Annotated in this window: 21 protein-coding genes; 14 read left to right on the forward strand and 7 right to left on the reverse strand. The window is 63.4% G+C overall.

Going from position 1 to position 22,011, the window contains the following annotated elements; genetic code table 11:
- Positions 1-3 precede the first annotated feature (3 nt).
- Entirely contained in the window at positions 4-1,287 is a 1,284-nt protein-coding gene (locus tag L867_RS0112520; RefSeq protein ID WP_028737213.1) for a capsule biosynthesis protein, read from the reverse strand.
- 230 nt (positions 1,288-1,517) lie between these two features.
- On the opposite strand from L867_RS0112520, the gene L867_RS25145 reads away from it, so the two are divergent.
- Positions 1,518-2,717 carry a capsule biosynthesis protein gene (locus L867_RS25145; RefSeq protein ID WP_051438953.1) on the forward strand — a complete coding sequence of 400 codons (1,200 nt, stop codon included), beginning with the start codon at positions 1,518-1,520 and terminating at the stop codon, positions 2,715-2,717.
- A 124-nt stretch (positions 2,718-2,841) separates the two neighbouring features.
- Positions 2,842-4,011 (forward strand): polysaccharide biosynthesis/export family protein, encoded by a 1,170-nt coding sequence (locus L867_RS0112530; protein WP_028737214.1) that lies wholly within the window; start codon positions 2,842-2,844, stop codon positions 4,009-4,011.
- Between the two features lie 116 nt (positions 4,012-4,127).
- Here the strand turns inward: L867_RS0112530 and L867_RS0112535 are convergent, their stop codons facing one another.
- The 3 genes from L867_RS0112535 to L867_RS0112545 all read right to left on the reverse strand — a co-directional run bounded on the left by L867_RS0112535 (position 4,128) and on the right by L867_RS0112545 (position 8,326).
- The gene (locus L867_RS0112535; protein ID WP_028737215.1) at positions 4,128-4,874 is read right to left on the reverse strand and encodes a Bax inhibitor-1/YccA family protein; all 747 of its coding nucleotides are present in this window, start codon (positions 4,872-4,874) and stop codon (positions 4,128-4,130) included.
- 195 nt (positions 4,875-5,069) lie between these two features.
- On the reverse strand, positions 5,070-7,616 hold the full coding sequence (locus L867_RS0112540; RefSeq protein ID WP_028737216.1) for an ABC transporter permease: 2,547 nt from the start codon (positions 7,614-7,616) through the stop codon (positions 5,070-5,072).
- Positions 7,613-8,326 (reverse strand): ABC transporter ATP-binding protein, encoded by a 714-nt coding sequence (locus L867_RS0112545; protein WP_028737217.1) that lies wholly within the window; start codon positions 8,324-8,326, stop codon positions 7,613-7,615. Before L867_RS0112545 ends, L867_RS0112540 begins: the two co-directional genes overlap by 4 nt.
- A gap of 77 nt (positions 8,327-8,403) precedes the next feature.
- On the opposite strand from L867_RS0112545, the gene L867_RS0112550 reads away from it, so the two are divergent.
- Entirely contained in the window at positions 8,404-9,051 is a 648-nt protein-coding gene (locus tag L867_RS0112550) for an arylesterase (RefSeq protein ID WP_028737218.1), read from the forward strand.
- 67 nt (positions 9,052-9,118) lie between these two features.
- Positions 9,119-9,712 carry an RNA 2',3'-cyclic phosphodiesterase gene (gene thpR / locus L867_RS0112555; protein WP_028737219.1) on the forward strand — a complete coding sequence of 198 codons (594 nt, stop codon included), beginning with the start codon at positions 9,119-9,121 and terminating at the stop codon, positions 9,710-9,712.
- Here the strand turns inward: thpR and L867_RS26855 are convergent.
- A complete protein-coding gene (locus L867_RS26855) occupies positions 9,619-10,125 on the reverse strand; it encodes a low molecular weight protein-tyrosine-phosphatase (protein WP_084638540.1) in 507 nt (168 codons plus the stop codon). The two genes, thpR and L867_RS26855, sit on opposite strands and share 94 nt — an antisense overlap.
- A gap of 34 nt (positions 10,126-10,159) precedes the next feature.
- Between L867_RS26855 and L867_RS0112565 the strand changes: the two genes are divergently transcribed.
- The 7 genes from L867_RS0112565 to L867_RS0112595 all read left to right on the forward strand — a co-directional run bounded on the left by L867_RS0112565 (position 10,160) and on the right by L867_RS0112595 (position 16,077).
- Positions 10,160-10,462, forward strand: a complete 303-nt coding sequence (locus tag L867_RS0112565) for a 4a-hydroxytetrahydrobiopterin dehydratase (protein ID WP_028737221.1) — start codon at positions 10,160-10,162, stop codon at positions 10,460-10,462.
- A 57-nt stretch (positions 10,463-10,519) separates the two neighbouring features.
- Positions 10,520-10,906 carry a YkvA family protein gene (locus L867_RS0112570; RefSeq protein ID WP_028737222.1) on the forward strand — a complete coding sequence of 129 codons (387 nt, stop codon included), beginning with the start codon at positions 10,520-10,522 and terminating at the stop codon, positions 10,904-10,906.
- A 337-nt stretch (positions 10,907-11,243) separates the two neighbouring features.
- Positions 11,244-11,747 (forward strand): invasion associated locus B family protein, encoded by a 504-nt coding sequence (locus L867_RS0112575; RefSeq protein ID WP_028737223.1) that lies wholly within the window; start codon positions 11,244-11,246, stop codon positions 11,745-11,747.
- 268 nt (positions 11,748-12,015) lie between these two features.
- Entirely contained in the window at positions 12,016-13,230 is a 1,215-nt protein-coding gene (gene rlmN, locus L867_RS0112580; RefSeq protein ID WP_408605980.1) for a 23S rRNA (adenine(2503)-C(2))-methyltransferase RlmN, read from the forward strand.
- 122 nt (positions 13,231-13,352) lie between these two features.
- A complete protein-coding gene (locus L867_RS0112585) occupies positions 13,353-14,306 on the forward strand; it encodes an ABC transporter substrate-binding protein (RefSeq protein ID WP_028737225.1) in 954 nt (317 codons plus the stop codon).
- A gap of 98 nt (positions 14,307-14,404) precedes the next feature.
- Positions 14,405-15,286 carry an ABC transporter permease gene (locus L867_RS0112590; RefSeq protein ID WP_028737226.1) on the forward strand — a complete coding sequence of 294 codons (882 nt, stop codon included), beginning with the start codon at positions 14,405-14,407 and terminating at the stop codon, positions 15,284-15,286.
- Positions 15,283-16,077, forward strand: a complete 795-nt coding sequence (locus L867_RS0112595; RefSeq protein WP_028737227.1) for an ABC transporter ATP-binding protein — start codon at positions 15,283-15,285, stop codon at positions 16,075-16,077. The genes L867_RS0112590 and L867_RS0112595 overlap by 4 nt, the downstream gene beginning before the upstream one ends.
- A 74-nt stretch (positions 16,078-16,151) precedes the next feature.
- On the opposite strand, the gene L867_RS0112600 is transcribed toward L867_RS0112595, so the two are convergent.
- Together L867_RS0112600 and L867_RS0112605 are read right to left on the reverse strand one after the other, a co-directional pair.
- The gene (locus L867_RS0112600; protein WP_028737228.1) at positions 16,152-16,793 is read right to left on the reverse strand and encodes a LysE family translocator; all 642 of its coding nucleotides are present in this window, start codon (positions 16,791-16,793) and stop codon (positions 16,152-16,154) included.
- A gap of 87 nt (positions 16,794-16,880) precedes the next feature.
- Positions 16,881-17,732 (reverse strand): SDR family NAD(P)-dependent oxidoreductase, encoded by an 852-nt coding sequence (locus L867_RS0112605; RefSeq protein ID WP_028737229.1) that lies wholly within the window; start codon positions 17,730-17,732, stop codon positions 16,881-16,883.
- Between the two features lie 209 nt (positions 17,733-17,941).
- On the opposite strand from L867_RS0112605, the gene L867_RS0112610 reads away from it, so the two are divergent.
- The 3 genes from L867_RS0112610 to L867_RS0112620 all read left to right on the forward strand — a co-directional run bounded on the left by L867_RS0112610 (position 17,942) and on the right by L867_RS0112620 (position 22,002).
- Complete coding sequence (locus tag L867_RS0112610; protein ID WP_028737230.1) at positions 17,942-19,165, forward strand: argininosuccinate synthase; 1,224 nt, start codon at positions 17,942-17,944, stop codon at positions 19,163-19,165.
- A 151-nt stretch (positions 19,166-19,316) separates the two neighbouring features.
- The gene (locus L867_RS0112615) at positions 19,317-20,333 is read left to right on the forward strand and encodes a GlxA family transcriptional regulator (protein WP_232363923.1); all 1,017 of its coding nucleotides are present in this window, start codon (positions 19,317-19,319) and stop codon (positions 20,331-20,333) included.
- Positions 20,334-20,742: 409 nt separating this feature from the next.
- Positions 20,743-22,002, forward strand: coding sequence for an ABC transporter substrate-binding protein (locus tag L867_RS0112620; protein ID WP_028737232.1), 1,260 nt, complete (start codon positions 20,743-20,745; stop codon positions 22,000-22,002).
- The last annotated feature ends 9 nt before the right edge of the window (positions 22,003-22,011 follow it).

Raw genomic sequence — 22,011 nt, forward strand, 5'->3', positions numbered from 1 at the left:
TTTTCACCCCGCGGTGAGTTCTTCCTCGTAGCGGAAGCCCGCCGGCTCGGGCTCCTGCAAAAGATCGTGAGAGGGCGAAATGATGCGCTCGATCATTTCCCGTGCGCCGGTTTCGATCGCCAGCCTGCCGATGAAGCCGCCGCGCACCTGCACGGTGGCGATCAGGGCGCGGGTCAGCGCGTCCGGCATGTCCGCTTCCGGTCCCTGTGGCTGCGTCCAGAAGGACGCGAGACTGCCCTGGTGGGTCACGCTGGGCATGTCGTAGATCGAGGCGCCGAGAGAGATCACCGGCTTTGCCGCGATCAGCGCGGTCAGGCCGACGGTCGAATTGACCGTGACGACGCCCTGCGCCCAGGTGATCAGACGGTCGAGATCGCCGCCGTCGATCAGGTCGACGCGACCTGCGACCCCCTCTTTCTCAGCAATTCTGGCGATCCGCTGCTTCCAGCCGCTTAGCCCGTTGTCGATCGGATGGGTCTTGAGCAGCAGGCGCATGTCGCCCGGCGCGTGGCGGGCGAAGGACCGGATGACCGATTCGACCAGCTTGTAGAGGTCGCCGAGAGGCGCGTGGATGCGGATCTGGTAGTCCCCCGGCAGCTGGAGCGGGAACAGGAAGAAGCGCGGCGCCATTTCTCCCGGTGCCGGCAGGTAGCGGTCTTGCATGGCCTCAGCCTCGCGTTTGCGCCGCCGCGCGGTCAGCCCCTTGCCGATCCAGCCGGCATACTCGACGACGGGATGCACCGGACCGTGGGTGCGGTAGTTCGGGTGGACGACCCAGCCGAGCAAGACGTTGGGCACATGGAAGGCAAGGTCCAGCAGGGCATAGGTGAGGAAGTTCGACTTGAAATGCCCGGTGAGATCGGCCGGCGGGGTACCGCCCGCGATGGCGCGAACGGCATCTGGATCACGCGGAAAGCGCGACCGGCCGGACATTCCGTCCGGTTCGATGGTCAGCCAGTCCGGCCTCAGATAGCCGTGCTCGAAGATATGCACGCGAATGCCAAGGCGGCGGGCAACCGCAATTGCGGCGGCGTGCCTTGGCCGTCCGTCGCCGAGCATGAGCACGTCGGTGATGCCCTTCTCACGACAGAAGCGCTCCAGGAACTGCGGCCACTGCACGTCCGTCCCCTTGAACCAGCTGGCCTTGCGGGGCCACCAGTATACGGCATCGCCAAGGCAGAAATTGAGTTTGTGGACCGCCACCCCTCGCTCTTCGGCCATGGAGGCAAGGCTCTTCAGAAAGGGAGAGGCCGGCCCCTGGAGGATCAGCAGGGAGAAAGGGTGCATGATGGTCACTTGCGGTCTTGTTCCTGGGTTGGCTGCCACTTATAGTCGCCCCCGTTGCCCAGGTAAAATGTTGGTATCGGTTAAAAATGGTTCGGAATGCCCCTCTCTGTCCTTAGTGGCTGGTGCGTCTGCTGATGCAACAATCCGGGAAACGACCCTCGATCTTATTCCTGCAGGGACCGCCATCGACATTCTGGCGGGCGCTTTCTGACGCCTTCGAGGCGGCGGGCGTGACGACCCATCGCGTCAACCTGTCCCTGGGCGACCAGCTCTACTGGCGCAAGCGCGGCGCGATCAACTATCGCGGTTCTTTCAAGCGCTGGGCGCCGTTTCTCGAGGCGCTGATCAAGCGCGAAGGCATTACCGACATTCTCTACTATGCCGACCAACTGCCCTATCACGGGGCTGCGCGCGAGGTTGGGCACCGGCTGGGCGTGCGCTGCCACGCCATGGAGTTCGGCTACCTGCGCCCGGACTGGATCACACTGGAACGCGACGGAATGGGCCGCCTGTCGCACTTCCCGAACGATCCGAGTGTCATCCGGGCGATCGGGGAGCAAGTTCCGGAGCCGGACATGCACGTGCTCTATCCCCACACCTTCGAGCAGGAAGCCTTCAACGAGGTGGTCTACAATCTGACCTCCTATTTCGGACGCCCGTTTTTCCCGCTCTATCGGGCCGACAAGTACTATAGCGCGCTGGTCGATTATCTGCCGTGGGTGGCGCGGGCCCTGCGCCGCAAGGCTGTGACCCCGACCGATCTCCTGGAGAACGGGCATGTGCCGTTCTATGTCGTGGCCCTGCAGCTTCAGAGCGATTACCAGATCCGCGCCAATTCGCCCTACCCGCATCTCTCCGACATGCTCGAGGAGGTCATCGGCTCCTTTGCAGCGCATGCCCCGTCCGATACCTATCTCGTCGTCAAGCAGCATCCGCTGGACAACGGACTGGAGCGCTGGGACAAGTGGGTCGCGCGCATAGCCGGCAAGCACGGCGTCGAAGGGCGCGTGATCTTCATCGAACAGGGCAATCTCGCCGCCCTGCTGAGGCAGGCCAACGGCGCGGTCGTCGTCAATTCGACCGTCGGCTTGCACAGCCTGAGGGCCCGCGTCCCCACGATTGCGCTCGGATGCGCTGTGTTCGATGTGCCGGGCCTCACCCATCAGGCCAGCCTCGACAGCTTCTGGCGCAGCCCGGAGCCGGTCGATGAATCCCTGCTTTTGCGGTTCAAGGCGGCACTTGCGGCGACCATCCAGGTCAAGGGAAATTTCTACCACGAGGAAGGCCGCAAGGTCGCCATCGCGGAGATCGTCCGACGCATTCTCGCCGGGGAGGTCAACGAGCCCGGCGCCTTCATCGATCCGCCACCGCGCTGGTCCTCGCCGAAGGCATGTCCGCGGCATATCGGCAACACTGACGGTGGATTGTGATGACGGACATTGGTCAAATTTTAGCTTCCGTAACCTATTGTGGTTCTACGTCTGGAAGTCCGGCTTTACCCCGTGCTAAGGGACATCAGCCGATCCAGATTCTGTCGCGGTCAGGAGTGCCCATTTGAAACGCGTTGTTGTTGCCATCGTTTGTGCGGGCCTAGCGGGCTGCGAAGCGGTTCCCGGTGCAGGCCCGCTTGCTTCCGACATCAATATGCAGGCAGGCAAGTCCATCTCCGATGTCCACCGGTCGAATGCGGCCGTTTTTGAAATCGTCGATGTGAATGCGGAAAACGCCCGTACGGTTGCCGATTTTTCCGTCGGCATGCTGAAGCGCCGCTTTGGCATCGGCGGCGCGGCGCGCAATGTCGTCATCGGCGTGGGCGACCAGTTGCGGGTGACCATTTTCGAAGCCGGCGCCGACGGCCTGTTTTCCACCCAGGATTCCAAGAAGACCGATATTGACGTCGTCGTCCAGCCGGACGGCAAGGCCGCCATTCCCTATGTCGGACAGGTCCAGTTCAGTGGCCGCACCCTCGAAGAGGCGCGCCAGGCGGTATTGGGCGCTCTGGCCAACAAGGCGGTCGAACCGGACGTCATCATCAGCAGCGGCGGCACGTCGTCGCGCAACGTCACTGTTTCCGGCGCCGTCGGAAGACCCTCCATGGTGCCGCTCGGCCTGTCCGGCGAGACGATCATGGAAGTCATCGCCAAGGCCGGTGGCCCCGCCTCCCAGCCCTATGAATCCTATGTGACGCTGGCCCGCGGCAAGAAGACCGGTACGGTTCTGCTGCAATCGATTGTCGAGAACCCGTCGGAGAATATCTTCGTCGAGCCAAAGGACCAGATCTTCGTCACCCACGATCCGCGCACCTTCACGGCGCTGGGCGAAGTCTGGAAGAACGGCCGCATCCCGTTTGGCTCCAACGACGTCAATCTGCTCGAGAGCATCGCGCTGGCTGGTGGCGGTTCGGACGAGCGGATCAACGCCAAGGGCTATTTCGTCTTCCGTTACGAGGAGCCGGAGATCGTCTCCGACCTTCTGTCGCCCGAGCGTTTCCACGAACTGGTGGCCAAGGGCATGAAGCCGAACAAGGAAGGCCGCTATCCGATCGTCTATCGCTTCGACATGTCGGTGGCCGACAGCCTGCTGGTCGGCCAGACCTTCCCGATCAAGAACCGCGACGTGATCTATGCCTCGCGCCATCCGGCGGTCGACATCGCCAAGTTCGTCCGCTTGGTCTCCGCGCCGCTCACCGCGGCCCGCACCGGTCAGCTTATCATGAACCCGTAAGGTCTCGGCGCGAGCCGACACACAGAATGTGGCCAACAAAAAACCCGCCGTCGCCGGCGGGTTTTTTTCTTGGCCGGGACGCTCGAAGAACGTCCCGGCCATCATTGTCTTTCCTGTTAGTCGCGATTGCCGAGGAAGCGCAGCAGGAACAGGAAGAGGTTGATGAAGTCGAGGTAGAGCTGCAGAGCGCCCATGATAGCCTTGCGGCCGGCAACGTCGCTGCCGTCGGCTTCGTAGTAGGAGTCCTTGATGGTCTGCGTGTCGTAAGCGGTCAGGCCGGCGAACAGCAGGACGCCGATGGCGGAGATCGCGAACTCAAGCGCCGAAGACGCCAGGAAGATGTTGACGAGCGAAGCGATGATCAGGCCGAACAGGCCCATGATCAGGAACGAGCCCATCGCCGACAGGTCTCGCTTCGTGGTGTAGCCGTAGAGCGACAGGGCGCCGAACGAAGCAGCCGTCACGAAGAAGGTCTGGACGATGCTGGCGCCCGTGTAGACCATGAAGATCGACGACAGGGACAGGCCCATCAGGGCGGCATAGACCCAGAAGGTCGTCTGCGCGGCCGAGACGCTCATCGTGTGGATCTTGAAGCTCATGAAGAACACCAGCCCCACGGGGGCAAGGATGACCAGCCACTTGAGCGGGCTGAGATAGATCGCCTGACCGAAGGCCGTCAGCTGGCCGTCGCTGCCGATCGCCATCTGTGCGGTGACGAATGCAGCAATACCCGTGATCGCCAGTCCGAGCGCCATCAGGTTGTAAACCTTCAGCATATAGGCGCGCAGGCCCTCGTCGATCATCGTCGCCGACTGGGCGCCAGTCTGGCCCGGTCGACTCTGGTAGTTGCGAAGTTCAGACATTGTTTCCTCTTTTCAAGCCCCGAAAAGGTTACGGTGTCGGGTTTCATACCCAGGCGCCGCTGCGGAGCTCCAGCATGCCTAGGGCCAATATGAGGTTTCCCCGCGCGCGCGACAAGACCTGCGCTCCTCAAAATGCCGTTATCGCTCGCGGATCTGGCCGGGACGCGACAGACATGCGGGCCTGGTGCGCCGCTTTCAGAGTTCCCTCAGCACTGGCGCGGCCTTCTGCCCGAGGATGCGCCATGTGCCGGCAAGCCCGATACCGATCGTGGTGACCAGCGACAGCAGGATGGTCGCCAGCGCCACATCCGGCAGGAAACTGGAAGGCAGTTTCATGATCTGGCTGAGCACGAACCAGGCAATGCCGCCGCCGGCCATCAGCGCAAAGCAGGCGGTGGCTGCACCCAGCAGGAAGTATTCGTAGGTGAAGGCGCGGATCAGCATGGCGCGCGTCGCGCCGAGCGTCTTGAGGATGACGGCGTCATGCGTCCGTGCCCTGTTGCCAGCGGCCAGTGCGCCGGACAGGACCAGGATCGAGGCGATCAGCGCGACGGCTGCGGCGGCGCGAATGGCGGTCGCCAGTTGCCCGACCAGCCGGTCGATGACGTCGAGCGCATCCTTGACCCGGACGCTGGTGATCGTCGGATAGGCCTGGGTGACCGCCTTCAGGATGGCGGCTTCGTCGGTCTGGCTCGCCTGCGGATCGCTCAGGGTCGCAAGCCACGCATGCGGCGCGCCGGCGAAGGTGTTCGGCGAGAACACCATGACGAAGTTGATCGAAAGGCTTTCCCATTCCACCTTGCGGAAATTGGCGATCTTGGCGGAGATGTTGCGGCCGAGCACGTTGACAGTCACTGTGTCGCCGAGCTTCAGGCCAAGTTCGGCGGCCTCTTCCGCCGAGAAGGATACGAGCGGCTCACCGCTGTAGTTCGCCGGCCACCAGGCGCCCTCAGTGACGGAGGCGTTATCCGGCACGGTTTCGGCATAGGTAATGCCACGATCGCCCCGCAGCACCCATCGTCCTTCCGGTGGCACGTCCATCTTGGTCACATCGATACCGTTGAAGGCGAGGATGCGGCCGCGCAGCATGGGGACTTCAACCAGCTTGCCCTTCGGCGCCTGGCCTTTGACGACGGCGCGGAAGCCGTCGAGATCGCTCTTCTGGATGTCGACGAAGAAGAAGTTCGGTGCGCGTTCCGGCAGGTTTCCGGTGAGTTCGCGCCGCAGGTTGCCGTCGATCAGGGCAAGGGCTACCAGCAGGCTCAGGCCCAGCCCAAGCGACAGGGTGACGGCCGGGGTAAGCGCGCCCGGACGGTGAATGTTGCCGATCGCCAGCCTCAGCGCGGCGGAGGGCACGCGCGGGCTGCGCTTCGCCAGATAGGCGATGCCCATGGCGACGAGACGCAGCAGCACGAAACCGGCCGCCATGGCGACGAGGAAGATCGACGCGATCCGACGCTCCTCCGAGGTCAGAATGGCCAGCGCCGCCAAGGCCGCCAGGGCCACGGCGGTCGCCGCGACATAGGGCCAGGACGGCAGACCGCGCCGCTCGAAACCCTGTTCACGAAACAGCGCGGTCGCCGGCACCTGGCGCGAATGGCCGAGTGGGATGATGGCGAAGGCGAGCGTGACCAGCATGCCGAAGACGGCGGCGAGCAGCAGGGCGGCCGGATAGAGCGTCGGTTCCGCCGAGATCGGCAGGAAACCGGACAGGTAGTAGGCGGCGATGAGCGGGGCGATCGCGCCGAGCACCAGCCCCGCGACAATGCCGATCGTCGCAACCATGGCAATCTGGAAGAAGTAGACCATGACGACAACCGAGGCCGGCGCCCCGAGACATTTCAGCGTGGCGATGACAGTCCGCTTGGAATCGAGGAAGGCACGGACGGCATTGGCGACGCCGACGCCTCCGACGACGAGCGCCGTCAGTCCGACCAGGGTGAGGAACTGCGAGAAACGCTCGATGTTCTCCGTGAGGGAGGGCGCGGCGCGGTCGCTGGTGCGGATCGACCACCCGGCATCCGGCAACTCGCTCTGCGCCTTCTGGCGGATGGCATCCGCGCTCGGCACGGGCGCGGCAAGGCGGATCTTGTAGGCATGTTCGACAAGGCTGCCGGTCTCGATCAGGCCACTCGCCTTGAGTGCTTCCCGGCTGGTCACGAGGCGTGGTGCAAAGCCGAATCCATCGGAAATGGCATCCGGTTCGGAAACGATCGAACCGGTGATGACGAAGCGTGCCTTGCCGATCAGCATTTCGTCTCCGACGGAAAGTCCGAGCCGTTCCAGCAGGAGGGGGGCAGCGACGGCGCCGAACCGGCCATCCTTGGCGGCGATCATCTCGGCGAGCGGGCGCGCCGGCTCGGCCACGAAGGCGCCGTAGAGCGGATAGACATCATCGACGGCCTTGACCTCGACGAGCGACTGGTCCGATCCGTCGGGCAGGCGCGCCATGGAGCGCAGCACGGTCGATACCGCGACGTCGCCCAGTCCGTCGAGGAAGGCCAGTTCCTTCGTGTTGGCCTCGCGATTGTTGAGTTCGAACCGCACATCGCCGGCCAGCAGCGTGCGCCCCTCGGAAGCGATCGACCCGGTGATCGCGGTCGCCACCGAATTGACGGCCGCGATCGACCCTGTACCGAGCGCGATACAAGCGAGGAAAATGTAAAAACCCTTCAAGCCGCCGCGCAGTTCGCGCAGCGCGATGCGCAAGGCAATGGACGCTCTCTTCGCCTTGGTTCTCATGCCGGCTGAGTTTCCGCGAGGCGTTCAACGGCCGCGGCATCGGGAGCGATCCGGCCGGAGGCGACGCGGACCTGGCGCGAGCAGCGCGAGGCGAGCCCGAGATCGTGGGTCACCAGCACGAGCGTCATGCCGCGCTCAGCCTGCTGGGCAAACAAGAGGTCGGCGATCTGCCGCCCGGTCTCGGTGTCGAGATTGCCCGTCGGCTCGTCGGCGATCAGCACGGCCGGCGAAGGTGCCAGCGCCCGGGCGATTGCGACGCGCTGCTGTTCGCCGCCTGAGAGCTGGCCCGGATAATGGCCGAGCCGCTCGCCAAGGCCGACGGCCTGAAGCTCGCGCCGGGCGATATCGAACGGGCTCCGAACATTGGCCAGTTCGAGCGGGATGGCAACGTTCTCAAGCGCCGTCATGTTGGCGATCAGGTGGAAGGACTGGAACACGATGCCGATATTGCGGCCCCGGAAATCGGCCAGGGCATCCTCGCCAAGCTTGTGCAGGGGGGCGCCGTTGACGCTGATCTCGCCGCTATCGAGGCGCTCCAGTCCGGCCAGCACCATCAGCAGCGTCGACTTGCCGGAACCCGAGGGGCCGACGATGCCGACAGCCTCGCCCGCGTCGATCGTCAGGTCTATGCCTTTCAGCACGTGGACGGAGGCTGCGGCGCTGCCGAGCGTCAGATCCGCCTTCTTGAGTTCGATGATGGTTCTTCTCACGCGTGTTCGCCCTATATATGTGACGCGAAGAGACCTTCACGCGCTGTTGCAGCACCTGCCAATTTAGGGAACGCCCGATGAGATTTAAAGCGATGTACCTTCATTTAGCCGTGATCGTTGGCGGACTTCTGTCCTCGGGTGTCGCAACGGCGGCCGAGACGATCCCGCTGGTCGGCTTCGGCGACAGCCTGATGGCCGGCTACCAGCTTCCCCAGGAGGATGCCTTGCCGGTCCGGCTGGAGAAGGCGCTGGTGGCGGCAGGCGAGGACGTCACGGTCGCGAATGCCGGCGTCTCCGGCGACACCACTGCGGCAGGTCTGGCAAGGGTGGACTGGTCTGTCCCGGACGGGACCAAGGGGGTCATTCTCGAACTCGGTGCCAATGACGCTTTGCGCGGCATTCCGCCGGCAGAGACGGAAAAGAACCTCGATGCAATTATCGGCAGGCTGAAGGACCGTGGCATCGCGGTCCTGCTCGTCGGCATGCTGGCGCCGCCCAACATGGGCGCCGACTATGGCGAGCGGTTCAATTCGATCTACCCGAAACTGGCACAGAAGCACGGCGTGGCTTTGTATCCGTTCATTCTCGACGGGGTTGTCACGCGATCGGATCTGCAGCTCGACGACGGCATGCACCCCAACCCCAAGGGCATCGCCGTCATGGTCGAGCGCATGACGCCGACGGTCCGGGACTTCGTGAAGGCCATCCGGGACACGCCGAAATAGGGACTTGCGCCTGTAGGCATTGCATGATTCGCTGTGTGCATCTGCAAGAAGATTCGGGGACCTCGCTATGCCGAGATTATTCACTGCCCTCGAAATTCCGCGTAGCGCGGCATTGAGCCTCTCCCTTTTGCGCGGCGGCATCCCCGGAGCACGATGGATCGATGTGGAGAACTACCACATCACCCTGCGTTTCATCGGCGATGTCGATGGCCGCACCGCCGATGAGGTGGTCGACCGGCTCGACCGGATCGACCGGCCGGAATTCAACCTCAGCTTGAACGGCATTGGCTCCTTCGGCTCGAAGAAGCCACACTCCATATGGGCCGGCGTTTCGCCTGCGCCGGAAATGTTCGCTCTCCAGGCGGAAATCGAGCGCATCTGCCAGCGTATCGGCCTGCCGCCCGATCCGCGCAGGTTCATGCCGCATGTGACGCTGGCGCGCCTCAAGTCCTGCCGCGTCGACGACGTGGTGCACTATCTCGCCGGTCGCGGCGATTTTCATACGGCGCCCTTCCTGGCGACCCGCTTCGTTCTCCTGTCGTCGAAGGAATCGGTCGGCGGCGGTCCCTACTTGACCGAGGAAGTGTTCCCGCTGCATGAGGCGCGCTCCGCCTCGAGCTTTGCCACGATGGACCTGCAGCCTGAAAAGAGCATGCTGTAGACGTCGCGGAATCCCCCGATCCCGCCATAATAGGGGTCGGGCACGTCGATGTCGGACCCGAGCGCAAAGGCGCTGAACAGCGCGATGGTTGCTGACGGTTTCGGTGGCGCCATATCCTGGAGATGGCGCAGATTGTTGCGGTCCATAGCCAGGATAAGTTCGAAGCGGTGAAAATCGGCTGGCTCCACCCGGCGGGCGCGCAGGTCGGAGATATCGATGCCATGCTCCCGGGCCACCTGCACCGACCGGCTGTCCGGCGGATGGCCATTATGCCAGCCGCCGGTGCCCGCAGAATCGGCGGGATAGAGATCGGCGCTGCCGGCCATAGCCGTCAGATGGCGAAAGATGCCTTCGGCCAGGGGCGAGCGGCAGATATTGCCGAGACAGACGAACAGAACGGGAAACGGAGTCATCTGGTTTTTCCAGGGGCGGCAGCGAGGTAGGACGATGAAATACGAGAAACTCGATCCGGCGGCAATCGCCGAAGGCCTGCGCGGCCTGCCGGACTGGTCGATTTCGGTGGAGGGCGACTCGATTACCCGCAGCTTCGTCTTTACCGATTTCGGCGAGGCCTTTGCCTTCATGACGCGCTCGGCCTTTGCCGCCGAGCGGCTCGATCATCATCCCGAGTGGTCGAACGTCTATCGCCTCGTCGACGTCACCCTGACCACTCATACGGCCAAGGGTCTGACCGAGCTCGATTTCAAGCTGGCCGCCGCCATGGATCGGGCCGCGGGGCACCACGATTGATTTCCGCCCCGGATTTCCCATATTCTTGTCGTGTCCACACACGAGGATCGAGACGCAATGGACGATATCAAGATCGGTGAAATCCTGTTGCCGGGCGACGAGGATACCCAGGCGCGCCAGGAGAGCAATGTCCGGGCGAAATTCTGGCCGACCATGAAGAAGGCCGTCCGGCAGATCCCCTTCTCCCGCGACGTGATCGCCGCCTTCTATTGCGCGACCGATCGCCAGACGCCTTTGCGCGTGCGCGGCATCCTGCTTGCAGCACTCGGCTATTTCGTCCTGCCGCTCGATGCAATCCCCGACATGTTCGCACTGGTCGGCTTCACCGATGATATTGCCGTCTTGACCACGGCGATCGCGCTGATCAACGGTCACATCAAGGAGCGGCACTACGATGCCGCCGACCAGATGCTCGCCGACGAGCCGCAGCGCGGGGCGGCTTAAGTCTCCAACGAGCGACCGATCCGCGCCTCTCGGTCGCGCCTATGCGTGACCTTTTCCGGTTGGAGCGAGCAAGAGTGCCCGGTAAAAACGGGCGAGGCCCAACTCTCGCCAGAATTCCTCATTCTAGTTCCGCCTATCGGGGGGATTGCCTTTTGTCGGACATGCCATGTCCCGGAACAAGGCGGCTTGACCCTCAATTATCGCGGTTTGCGGCCGGAATCGTTTGTTGTTGACGGTTTGGTAACGTAAATTAAGTCATACTGAATCAAGTTTTGACGATGGAATGTCCGGCTCACGATGGCTGGGCAATGGATGGACAAGCAACCGGCAGGAAGACATGTTCGTAAGAAGTAGCGTAACCGCAGTGGCAATCATCCTGGCAAGCAGCACTCTGGCTGCGGCGCAGTCGCCGACGCGTATCGAGCAGTTCAAGGCTTGGGGCGCCTATTCCTACAAGTCGAACGGGGGGAACGTGTGCTACGTCCTGTCCGTGCCGACCGCCAAGGAGCCTGCATCGGTCAATCACGGCGATATCTTCTTCGTCGTGTCACAGCGCCCGGGCCAGAACATCTCCTACGAACCGCAGGCGATGATGGGCTACGCCCTCAAGGAAACCTCCAAGGTCAACGTCACGATCGACGACCGCAATTTCGTAATGTTCGTGAAGGAAACCTCGGCCTGGGTCGAGAACGCCGCGGAAGAGCCGGCACTCGTCGCCGCCATGAAGACCGGCAAGGCGATGACCGTCAAGGCGACCTCGGCGCGCGGCACCGGCACCTCCTACACCTATTCGCTGTCCGGCATTTCGGCGGCTCTGAAGAAGATCGAAAACTGCAAGTAAGGCTTGCGGATTTCTCATGCAGGAAGGGGTCGGCGCGGAGCCGGCCCCTTTGCGTTTTGCCGCGAAGCCGGGCGAGTACGACATTCGGGGTGACGCAGGACGAAAAAACTGCTAGAGGCCCCGGAAAATGCCGGCGAAAGGGAAACTCGGATCCCGCCCGGCGCGATTTCTAGGTTCATGCAGGATCGGGTGCGATCGCCATTTCGGTGGCGGAGGCCGCACCTTTGATCGAAAGGATTCTGACGACATGGCTGTGATGGAAAGTGTGATGGGGCGCGAAGATGCCCGGCCCTCGCCGATCGCCAAGGCGGGCGCGGAACTGCCGACCCTGATCGGCGCCAGCCGCGAGGAAATGGCGGCCATGCTGCGTGACAAGGGTGTTCCCGAGCGGCAGGTCAAGATGCGAGTCAGCCAGCTGTGGAACTGGCTCTACGTGCGCGGCGTGTCCGATTTCGACGCCATGGCGAACGTGTCGAAGGACATGCGCGAGATGTTGAAGGCCAACTTCACCATCGCCCGGCCGGAAATCGTCGAGGAGCAGGTGTCGAACGACGGCACCCGCAAATGGCTGCTGCGCTATCCTCCGCGCGGTGCCGGCCGTCCCGTCGAGGTCGAAACCGTCTATATTCCCGAAGAGGGCCGTGGCACGCTGTGCATTTCCAGCCAGGTCGGCTGCACGCTGACCTGTTCCTTCTGCCACACCGGCACGCAGCGCTTGGTGCGCAACCTGACGGCCGAGGAAATCCTCTCGCAGCTGCTGCTCGCGCGCGACCGGCTCGGCGACTTTCCGGACCGTGACGTGCCGCAGGGCGCCATGATCCCGTCGAGCGACCGCAGGATCACCAATGTCGTGATGATGGGCATGGGCGAGCCGCTCTACAATTTCGAGGAAGTGAAGAAGGCGCTGCTGATCGCGACGGACGGCGACGGCCTTTCGCTGTCGAAGAGGCGCGTGACGCTGTCGACCTCCGGCGTCGTTCCGGAAATCTACCGCACCGGCGAGGAAATCGGCGTGATGCTGGCCATCTCGCTGCATGCGGTGCGCGACGAGCTGCGCGACATGCTGGTGCCAATCAACAAGAAATACCCGCTGAAGGAGCTGATCGAGGCCTGCCGCAACTATCCGGGCGTGTCGAATGCGCGACGCATCACCTTCGAATATGTGATGCTGAAGGACGTAAACGACAGCCTCGAGGATGCCAAGGGGCTGATCCAGCTGCTGAAGGGCGTGCCGGCCAAGATCAACCTCATCCCGTTCAACCCCTGGCCAGGCACCAACTACCAGTGCTCGGATTGGGAGCAGATCGAGAAGTTCGCCGATTTCATCAACCAGGCCGGCTATGCCTCGCCGATCCGCACTCCGCGCGGCCGCGATATCCTCGCCGCCTGCGGCCAGCTGAAGTCAGAGTCCGAGCGCATGCGCAAGACCGATCGTCTGGCATTCGAGGCTATGATGATCGTCGGTCACGGCGAGGACGATTGAGACCGAGACCGGTGCGACAATGCATCACGAGAAATCATCGACTCCATACCGGCACGTGAATTGATTTCAAGCGATCGCTTACCTAAGACGATCTGCGGCACACCAACCTTTTGGAGGCATTCATGCGCGCCACCCTACTCGCACTTTTCGCTGCTACCGCCCTGATCCTGCCGGCCAAGGCCGAAGAAGTCACGGTCGCCGTCACCGCCATCGTCGAACACCCGGCACTCGACGCCGCCCGCGATGGCATCAAGGAAGCCCTGGCCGAAGCCGGATACAAGGAAGGCGAGAACCTGAAGTTCGTCTACGAGTCCGCCCAGGGCAACCCGGGCACGGCCGCGCAGATCGCCCGCCAGTTCGTCGGCGACGCCCCGAACGTCATCGTGCCGATCTCAACCCCCTCCGCCCAGGCCGTCGTCTCCGCGACCCGCGATATCCCGGTCGTCTTCACCGCCGTGTCGGACCCGCTCGGCGCAGAGCTGATCAAGGACATGCAGAAGCCCGGCGGCAACGTCACCGGCCTTTCCGACATGTCACCGGTTGCCGACCATGTGGCGCTGATCAAGGAAATCACCCCGAACGCCAAGTCGATCGGCTTCATCTACAACACGGCCGAGGCCAATTCGGTCTCGACGCTTGCCGCCCTGAAGGCGGAAGCCGAGAAAGCCGGCCTGACCATCGTCGAATCCGTCGCCACCAAGTCGGCTGAAGTGCAGGGCGCCGCACGTGCGCTCGTCGGCCGCGTCGATGTCATCTACGTTCCGACCGACAACACCATCGTCTCGGCCTTCGAGGCAGCCGTCGGCGTCGCCGAGGAAGCCAAGATCCCGCTCTATGCCGGCGATACGGATTCGGTGAACCGCGGCGCGCTGGCCGCCCTCGGCTTCAACTACTTCGACGTCGGCAAGCAGACCGGCGAGATCGTCGTTCGCGTGCTCAAGGGTGAAAAGCCGGGCGACATTCCGGTCCGCGTCGCCGCCGGCACCGATCTGGTGATCAACAAGAAGGCGGCGGCCAAGATGGGCGTGACCTTCCCGGAAAGCATCACCAGCCGGGCCACCAAGACGATTGAATAATCTTCGACAACCGGGGCCGTGTTCGCGCGGCCCCGCCAACTGCCTGCGCACATCGCCGCGCGAACCGGCGGTGCGTGGCCTACAAGGACTTCTCCACCGTGAGCCAAATCGCCTTCTGGGGTGCCGTTGAGCTGGGCCTGGTCTTCGCCTTCGTGGCGATCGGCGTCTATCTCGCCTTCCGCGTCCTCGACTTCCCCGACCTGACCGTCGACGGATCCTTTCCGCTGGGGGCAGCCGTCGCCGCCGTTCTCATCATCGCCGGGCTCAACGCCTGGGTCGCCACGGCCTTTGCCATGGTTGCAGGTTCCGCCGCGGGTCTGGTGACGGCGATCCTCAACGTGCGGTTCAAGATCCTCAACCTGCTGGCCTCGATCCTGACGATGATCGCGCTGTTCTCGGTCAACCTGCGCGTCATGGGCAAGCCGAATGTCGCGCTGCTCAACCAGGAAACGATGCTGACGCCATTCTATGGCCAGGGCATGCCTGAATTTCTCGTGCGCCCGCTCTTCATCTTCCTGCTGGTGGTCGCCGTCGTCTTCCTCGTCTGGCGCTTCCTCGAAAGCGATGCGGGGCTGGCCATGCGGGCGACCGGCGCCAATGCGCGCATGGCGCGGGCGCAAGGGGTCCAGACCGACAGCCAGATCTATCTCGGCATCGCCCTTTCCAACGCGCTGGTAGCGCTTGGCGGCGCGCTTTTTGCCCAGACCAACGGCTTTGCCGACGTCACCTCCGGCGTCGGCACGATCGTCGTCGGCCTTGCCGCCGTGATCATCGGTGAAACCCTGTTCGGCAAGCGCGGCCTGCTGATCGCCCTGATCGGCTGCGTCTTCGGCTCGATCGCCTATCGCCTGGCGATCCAGCTGGCGCTGTCGAGCGACGTGCTTGGCCTCAAGGCCTCCGATCTGAACTTCGTCACCGCCGTGCTCGTCGCCATCGCGCTCGTCCTTCCCAGACTGCGCCGGGGAGGAGTATCGGCATGATCGCGCTTGAAAACATCGAAGTCGTGTTCGGCCGCGGCACGCCGCTGCAGAAGCAGGCGCTGAAGAACGTCAACCTGACGATCGAGACCGGCTCCTTCGTCACCGTCATCGGCTCCAACGGCGCCGGCAAGTCGACCCTGCTCGGCGTTCTCGCCGGCGACGTGCTACCGACGGCCGGCCGGGTCACGATCGGCAAGACCGACGTGTCGCGCAAGACGACGGCGACGCGCGCCGGCCTCGTCGCCCGTGTCTTCCAGGATCCGCTCGCCGGCAGCTGCGGCGCGCTGTCGATCGAGGAGAACCTCGCGCTCGCGTCCCAGCGCGGCAAGCGGCGGGGGCTCATGTCGGCGCTCGGCGGCGCGCGGCGCGGCGAATTCCGCGACCGCATCGCCTCGCTCAATCTCGGCCTGGAAAACCGCATGGCGGACCGCATGGACCTGTTGTCCGGCGGACAGCGCCAGGCGGTATCGCTGGTGATGGCGACGCTGGCCGGCTCCGAGGTCCTGCTGCTCGACGAGCATACGGCGGCGCTCGATCCGGGCATGGCCGAGTTCATCATGGGGCTCACCCAGTCGATCGTCTCGGAACGCAAGCTGACGACGCTGATGGTCACCCATTCGATGCGCCAGGCGCTCGACTTCGGCACGCGCACGATCATGCTGCATGCCGGCGAGATCGTCCTCGACGTGGCCGGCGACAATCGCAAGGACCTGCAGGTCGAGGACCTGATCGACATGTTCCGCCGCATCCGCGGCCAGACGCTGGACGACGACGAACTGCTGATCGGCTGATTCGACCGTGGCAAGACGTGAAAAAGGCGCCGGCCCCCAGGGGCTCGGCGCCTTTCCTTTTCAGGCTTGTCGGTTCAGCGTGCCTGGGTGAACAGGATCTTGACGGCGAAGATCGAGAACACGCCGGCAAACGTGTAGTCGATGGCACGCAGGACCTTGCGGTTGGCCTGCAGCCAGGAGGAGAGAACGTCCGCCATGAAGATGATGGCAAGGCCGATCGGCAGGGACAGGATAATCGACCAGATGCCGAGGAAGAGCAGCTTGCCGGTGACGTTCGGGTCGCTGGCGCTGACGAACTGCGGCAGGAAGGTCATGAAGAAGATGATGACCTTGGGGTTGAGGAGATTGACCCAGAGCCCGTTGAGGAAGGCCTTGGAGGGCGAAGCCTGACGCTGGCCGTCGGCCCGGATGACGAAGTTGGAACCGTGGCGCACGGCCTGGATCGCCAGCCACAGCAGATAGCCGGCGCCGCCGGTCTTGAGGATCAGGAAGGCGGTCGGCGAGGCGACGATCAGCGCCGAAATGCCGAAGGCCACCAGCATGGTGTGGATCGAGATGCCGAAGCTCGTGCCGGCCAGCACCATCAGGCCGGTCGCCCGACCGTCGCGCAGCGAACGGCTGATCCACAGAGTCATGTCCGGCCCCGGCGTGATGGCGAGCAGCAGGATCGCAAGGCTGAAGGCGAGGAAGGTTGGCAGGCTCGGAAGGAATTCCATGGCGCGGTTCCGCAACGAAGAGAGCCCGGTATGGGCGACGCAGGTTGCGTCTTCCATACCGGGCTCCGCGTTGCTTGCCAATCGGGCTTATTCGCCGGCGAGATAGGCCTTGAAGCGATCGGCATGGTCCGGATGCCAGCGCGACAGCGGCGGGCGATTCTCGACGATGTCGCCGGCGGCCCAGAGAATCCGCTTCTGATCGGTCGCCCGGTCCACGTCATTGTCGGGGCAGAGAATGTAGAAATCGCCGCGACCGATGCTTTCCAGCATGAAATCCACCGTCTGCTCCGCCGTCCAGGCGCCGTCCGGCTTGGCGGTGCGCCCATTGGCCGTCAGCGATGTGAAGACGAAGCCGGGGATCAGCAGGTGCGCCGTGACCTTGCAGTCCGGCGTATTGCGCAGCTCGTGTTGCAGCGCTTCGGTGAAGGCCTTCACGCCGGCTTTCGAAACATTGTAGGCCGGATCGCCGGGCGGCGTGGTGATGCCCTGCTTGGAGCCGGTGTTGATGATCAGCGCCGGTTCGCCGTGACCGATCATGTGCGGCCCGAAGGTGCGCGTGCCGTTGATCACGCCCATCAGGTTGACGGAAAGCACATTCTCCCAATTGGCCTGCGGGCCGAACAGGCTGCTGCCCGGCTGGATGCCGGCATTGTTCATCAGCACGTGGATCCGGCCGAAGCGCTGGATGACCGCCCGTTCGAGCGCCTCCAGCTCGTCGATCTTGCCGACATCGGTTTCGATCGCGACGACATCGGTGTCGGGGTGGGCGGAGAGCGCCGCGACCTGCTGGCAAGCCTCGGCGAGCCGGTCTCCGCCGAGATCGGCGAGCACGACGCACATGCCGCTTCTGGCGAAGGCCTTGGCAGCGGCAAGCCCGATCCCGGAAGCGGCACCGGTGACGACAGCCACCTTGCCGCTGGCGATTGCTGGATGTTGCATGTCGATGTCCCTCTTCGTTTACAGTCCAAGACTGGTGATATGGGGTCTGTTGCAGCGCGGGTCAAACGCGAAGGGCCGCGCAAGCCTTTTCGCAGGCCCGCTGCGGACCATGGCCTCTTCCCCTTGCGCGGCGCGATAATCTCGCTAAAAGTGCCGCAAACCAAGGGCCCTGGTCGATGCGGCTCAACGCTCACGAACGGACTTTCATCATGGCATCGCATAAAGACGTGAAGAAGGTCGTCCTCGCCTATTCGGGCGGGCTCGACACTTCGATCATCCTCAAATGGCTTCAGACGGAACTCAACGCCGAAGTCGTGACCTTCACCGCCGACCTCGGCCAGGGTGAAGAACTCGAGCCGGCCCGCAAGAAGGCCGAGATGCTCGGCATCAAGGAGATCTTCATCGAGGACGTCCGCGAGGAATTCGTCCGCGACTTCGTTTTCCCGATGTTCCGCGCCAATGCCGTCTATGAAGGCGTCTACCTGCTCGGCACCTCGATCGCCCGCCCGCTGATCTCCAAGCACCTGATCGAAATCGCCAGGCAGACCGGCGCCGACGCGATCGCCCATGGTGCGACCGGCAAGGGCAACGACCAGGTTCGCTTCGAGCTCTCGGCCTATGCGCTGAACCCGGACATCAAGATCATCGCTCCGTGGCGCGACTGGTCGTTCAAGAGCCGTACCGACCTGCTGGAATTTGCCGAACAGCACCAGATCCCGGTCGCCAAGGACAAGAAGGGCGAGGCCCCCTTCTCGGTCGACGCCAACCTCCTGCACTCCTCCTCCGAGGGCAAGGTTCTCGAAGACCCGTCCGTCGAGGCGCCCGAATACGTGCACATGCGCACCATCTCGCCGGAGGCTGCTCCCGACAAGGCGACGATCATCAAGGTCGGCTTCGAAAAGGGTGACGCAGTCTCGATCAACGGCGTTCGCATGAGCCCGGCAACGATCCTCGCCAAGCTCAACGACTATGGCCGCGACAACGGCATCGGCCGCATCGACCTCGTCGAGAACCGCTTCGTCGGCATGAAGTCGCGCGGCGTCTACGAGACCCCCGGCGGCACCATCCTGCTGGCCGCCCACCGCGCCATCGAATCGATCACGCTCGACCGGGGTGCGGGCCACCTCAAGGACGAGCTGATGCCGCGCTATGCCGAGCTCATCTATTACGGCTTCTGGTTCTCGCCGGAACGCGAGATGCTGCAGGCGGCGATCGACCTCAGCCAGCGCCATGTCGAGGGCGAAGTCACGCTGAAGCTCTACAAGGGCAATGTCATGGTCATCGGCCGCGAGAGCGAAAAGTCGCTCTACTCCGACCAGCTGGTTACCTTCGAGGACGACCAGGGCGCTTACGACCAGAAGGACGCCGCCGGCTTCATCAAGCTCAACGCGCTGCGCCTGCGCACGCTGGCCAAGCGCGACCTCAAGGGCTAAGCAGCCCCGCGCGAAGTGTCACGAACCCGCCGTTGTGGCCGCAACGGCGGGTTTTTCATTCCCTGCGACGGTGCTGCCGCCGAGGGCCAGTGCTGCGATGGGTGATCGCTACGCCACACGAATGGCAAAATTGGCAAGTACGGGTTCGCAAGTGACAAAGCGTTCGAACGACGACGTGGTGGAAATCGCCATCGCCAGCTATCCCGAAGTCTGGCGAGCGGCCGTGCATGGCCTGACGGACATGTTTGCGGTGGCGCAGAGGCATGACCATCAGCAATCGACATCGGAACGGCGGCGGCTGAGGGTCAGCCACTACGAACTCGACGAAGCCGGCGCGGTTTCAAAGGTGTTCGATACGCATCCATCCGAGACGCAACGCAAGCCGGTCGCGGTGGTGCTACCGCCCACCATGGGCGACGAACTACCCTTCGGCGAGAGCATGGGCGGCTTTCCCGAATGGATCCGCACTCATCATCAGGCAGGCGCCATCATCTGCTCGGCCTGCGGCGGCGCGTCGCTGCTGGCGCAAACCGGGCTCCTGTCGGGACGTTCCGCCACGACGCACTGGCTGCATGGCGAAGCGATCGCCAAGCGTCACCCGGATGTCCGCATCGACACCGACAAGATGCTGCTGGACGAAGGCGACATCATCACCGCGGGCGGGATGATGGCCTGGACGGATCTGGGCCTGCGCCTGATCGACCGGCTGCTCGGGTCGAACGTCATGCTGGCGACGGCGCGCTTCATGCTGATCGATCCCGGTGCGCGCGAGCAAAGCTTCTATTCGAAATTCGCTCCCCGTCTCGATCATGGCGACACGGTGATCCTCGAAATCCAGCATTGGCTGCATGGAGCCGATGCCAAGGGGCTTGGCGTGCCGGCGCTCGCAGAGCGGGCTGGACTTGGCGAGCGAACCTTCCTGCGCCGGTTCCAGAAGGCGACGGGCATCAATCCGACCGACTATGCGCAACGCCTGCGCATCGCCAAGGCGCGCGACCTGCTGGAGCAGTCCAGCCTGGCGATCGAGCAGATCGCCTGGGCAAGCGGCTATGAGGACGCCAACGCCTTCCGCAAGACCTTCCGCAAGATCGTAGGCGTTTCGCCCGGAGAATACCGCATGCGCTTCTCGATCGTCGGGCCAAAGACGACGGACGAGGCGGAATTCTGATTCCTTGACCTGCGGCACGAACCGTCGAGGCCGGGCGGCACTGTAGACTTACTGCGGTGAAAACAGGATCTGCGACTGAAGCCTTAGACTGAGTGCAAACCGGCGATAGAGCCACACGGCATGGGCAAGCCTCTGCGCGGGAAAGCTGTGGCAACGCCAAAGAGGATCACGGGAAAATCTCGTCATCCCACCAGATCTTCGATCTTCATCGTTGCCCGGCTAAAGATGCGGCATCTTTCACAATCATTGGCTCGCCCCGCAGCCTGCGGAGCGGCGATTTCTCGTCCGTAGGTCAACATTCGATCAAGCACGAGAATCTGCGCCAGGCCCCTCTGCCTTCATCAAAGTGTCTTGCAAACGAACTAGACGGAGAGTGCAAATGCAATCAAAATTGCAAAGGACATAATTCATGTTACAGAAATTGCACAAATTGGCTGGCGTAAGCCTCGTCGCCCTTCTTGCCACGGTCGCTTCGGCGCAAGCGGCAACCACGGTTCAGTTCTGGCACAGCTTCAACAAGAGCAATGGCGAGACTCTGGAAAAGATCATCGCCAATTTCGAAGCCGAAAATCCCGACATCGACATTCAGGGCGAGTTCATCGGCAACTATAACGACATTGTTGCCAAGCTGCAGGCCGCCATTCCCGCCAATCGCGCCCCGGACGCAGTCATCCTCGAGGTGACCCGCTATGGCCTGTTCGCCAACAACAGCATCCTGACTGACATGACGCCCTATTTCGATGCCGATCCGCTGAAGGCCGATCTCTACGGCTACGCTCGCGAAGTCGGCATGATCGACGGCAAGTCCTATATCGTACCGTTCAATTCCTCGACGCCGGTGCTCTACTTCAACAAGGACATTTTCACCCGCGCCGGCCTCGCCGAGGATACGCCGCTCAACACATTCGACGAAATCCTCGCGGCCGCCAAAACCATCAGCGAAAAGCTCGGTTCGGAAGGGATTTCCGGCATTGCCGCGCCGGGCCAGTTCGCCCGCTGGGGCCTCGTCATGGCCAATGACAGCGAGTTGGTCGAGCCGACGACCGGCGATATCCTGCTCGACAAGCCGAACACGATCGAAGCCTATCAGTGGATGGCTTCGCTGGTGCATGAACACAAGGTCGCCTCGCCCGACGGCGTCACCGACGAGGATGTCGGTCGCGACGCCTTCCTGGCCGGCAAGGTCGGCATCATGATGAACTCGACCGGCAACTATGGCGGCGCCAAGAAGGCGATTGGCGACAATCTCGTCGTCCGCCCGATGCCGTGCAACAAGATCTGCTCGGTCCCGATCGGCGGCGCCGGCATCGGCATCCTGTCGACAGCCTCGAAGGAAGTCCAGGACGCCGCCTACAAGTTCGTCAGCTATGCCGCCTCGCCGGAGGCCAACGCGACCTGGTTCGCCGCGACAGGCTACCTGCCGATCAACAAGAAGAGCGTCGAGCTTCCGGTCGCCAAGGAAGCGCTCGCCACCCAGCCGGGCATCGACGTGGCCATCAAGTCGTTGCCGAACGCCCATGGCCGCGCCCGCACCACGGTCGTTAGCTGGATGCGCACCACCGAATACAAGATGTGGGACGCCATGGCGCTCGGCCAGCGTGGTGTCGAGGAAACGATGAAGGACTTCGCCGCGCAGACCCGCGAGGAAGACCAGCGCGCCAGCAACTAAGAAATCCCT

The organism is Paenirhizobium selenitireducens ATCC BAA-1503 (assembly GCF_000518785.1).
GTDB lineage: Bacteria > Pseudomonadota > Alphaproteobacteria > Rhizobiales > Rhizobiaceae > Allorhizobium > Allorhizobium selenitireducens.

What these genes read in the sequence shown, in the direction of transcription:
- L867_RS0112570 (WP_028737222.1), top strand. Translation starts at nt 10,520, where the DNA reads ATGGACGATATCAAGATCGGTGAAATCCTGTTGCCGGGCGACGAGGAT.
- L867_RS26855 (WP_084638540.1), bottom strand. Translation starts at nt 10,125, where the DNA reads ATGACTCCGTTTCCCGTTCTGTTCGTCTGTCTCGGCAATATCTGCCGC.
- L867_RS0112600 (WP_028737228.1), bottom strand. Translation starts at nt 16,793, where the DNA reads ATGGAATTCCTTCCGAGCCTGCCAACCTTCCTCGCCTTCAGCCTTGCG.
- L867_RS0112565 (WP_028737221.1), top strand. Translation starts at nt 10,160, where the DNA reads ATGAAATACGAGAAACTCGATCCGGCGGCAATCGCCGAAGGCCTGCGC.
- L867_RS0112575 (WP_028737223.1), top strand. Translation starts at nt 11,244, where the DNA reads ATGTTCGTAAGAAGTAGCGTAACCGCAGTGGCAATCATCCTGGCAAGC.
- L867_RS0112595 (WP_028737227.1), top strand. Translation starts at nt 15,283, where the DNA reads ATGATCGCGCTTGAAAACATCGAAGTCGTGTTCGGCCGCGGCACGCCG.
- thpR (WP_028737219.1), top strand. Translation starts at nt 9,119, where the DNA reads ATGCCGAGATTATTCACTGCCCTCGAAATTCCGCGTAGCGCGGCATTG.
- rlmN (WP_408605980.1), top strand. Translation starts at nt 12,016, where the DNA reads ATGGGGCGCGAAGATGCCCGGCCCTCGCCGATCGCCAAGGCGGGCGCG.
- L867_RS0112585 (WP_028737225.1), top strand. Translation starts at nt 13,353, where the DNA reads ATGCGCGCCACCCTACTCGCACTTTTCGCTGCTACCGCCCTGATCCTG.
- L867_RS0112535 (WP_028737215.1), bottom strand. Translation starts at nt 4,874, where the DNA reads ATGTCTGAACTTCGCAACTACCAGAGTCGACCGGGCCAGACTGGCGCC.
- L867_RS0112520 (WP_028737213.1), bottom strand. Translation starts at nt 1,287, where the DNA reads ATGCACCCTTTCTCCCTGCTGATCCTCCAGGGGCCGGCCTCTCCCTTT.
- L867_RS0112605 (WP_028737229.1), bottom strand. Translation starts at nt 17,732, where the DNA reads ATGCAACATCCAGCAATCGCCAGCGGCAAGGTGGCTGTCGTCACCGGT.
- L867_RS0112540 (WP_028737216.1), bottom strand. Translation starts at nt 7,616, where the DNA reads ATGAGAACCAAGGCGAAGAGAGCGTCCATTGCCTTGCGCATCGCGCTG.
- L867_RS0112610 (WP_028737230.1), top strand. Translation starts at nt 17,942, where the DNA reads ATGGCATCGCATAAAGACGTGAAGAAGGTCGTCCTCGCCTATTCGGGC.
- L867_RS0112620 (WP_028737232.1), top strand. Translation starts at nt 20,743, where the DNA reads ATGTTACAGAAATTGCACAAATTGGCTGGCGTAAGCCTCGTCGCCCTT.
- L867_RS0112550 (WP_028737218.1), top strand. Translation starts at nt 8,404, where the DNA reads ATGAGATTTAAAGCGATGTACCTTCATTTAGCCGTGATCGTTGGCGGA.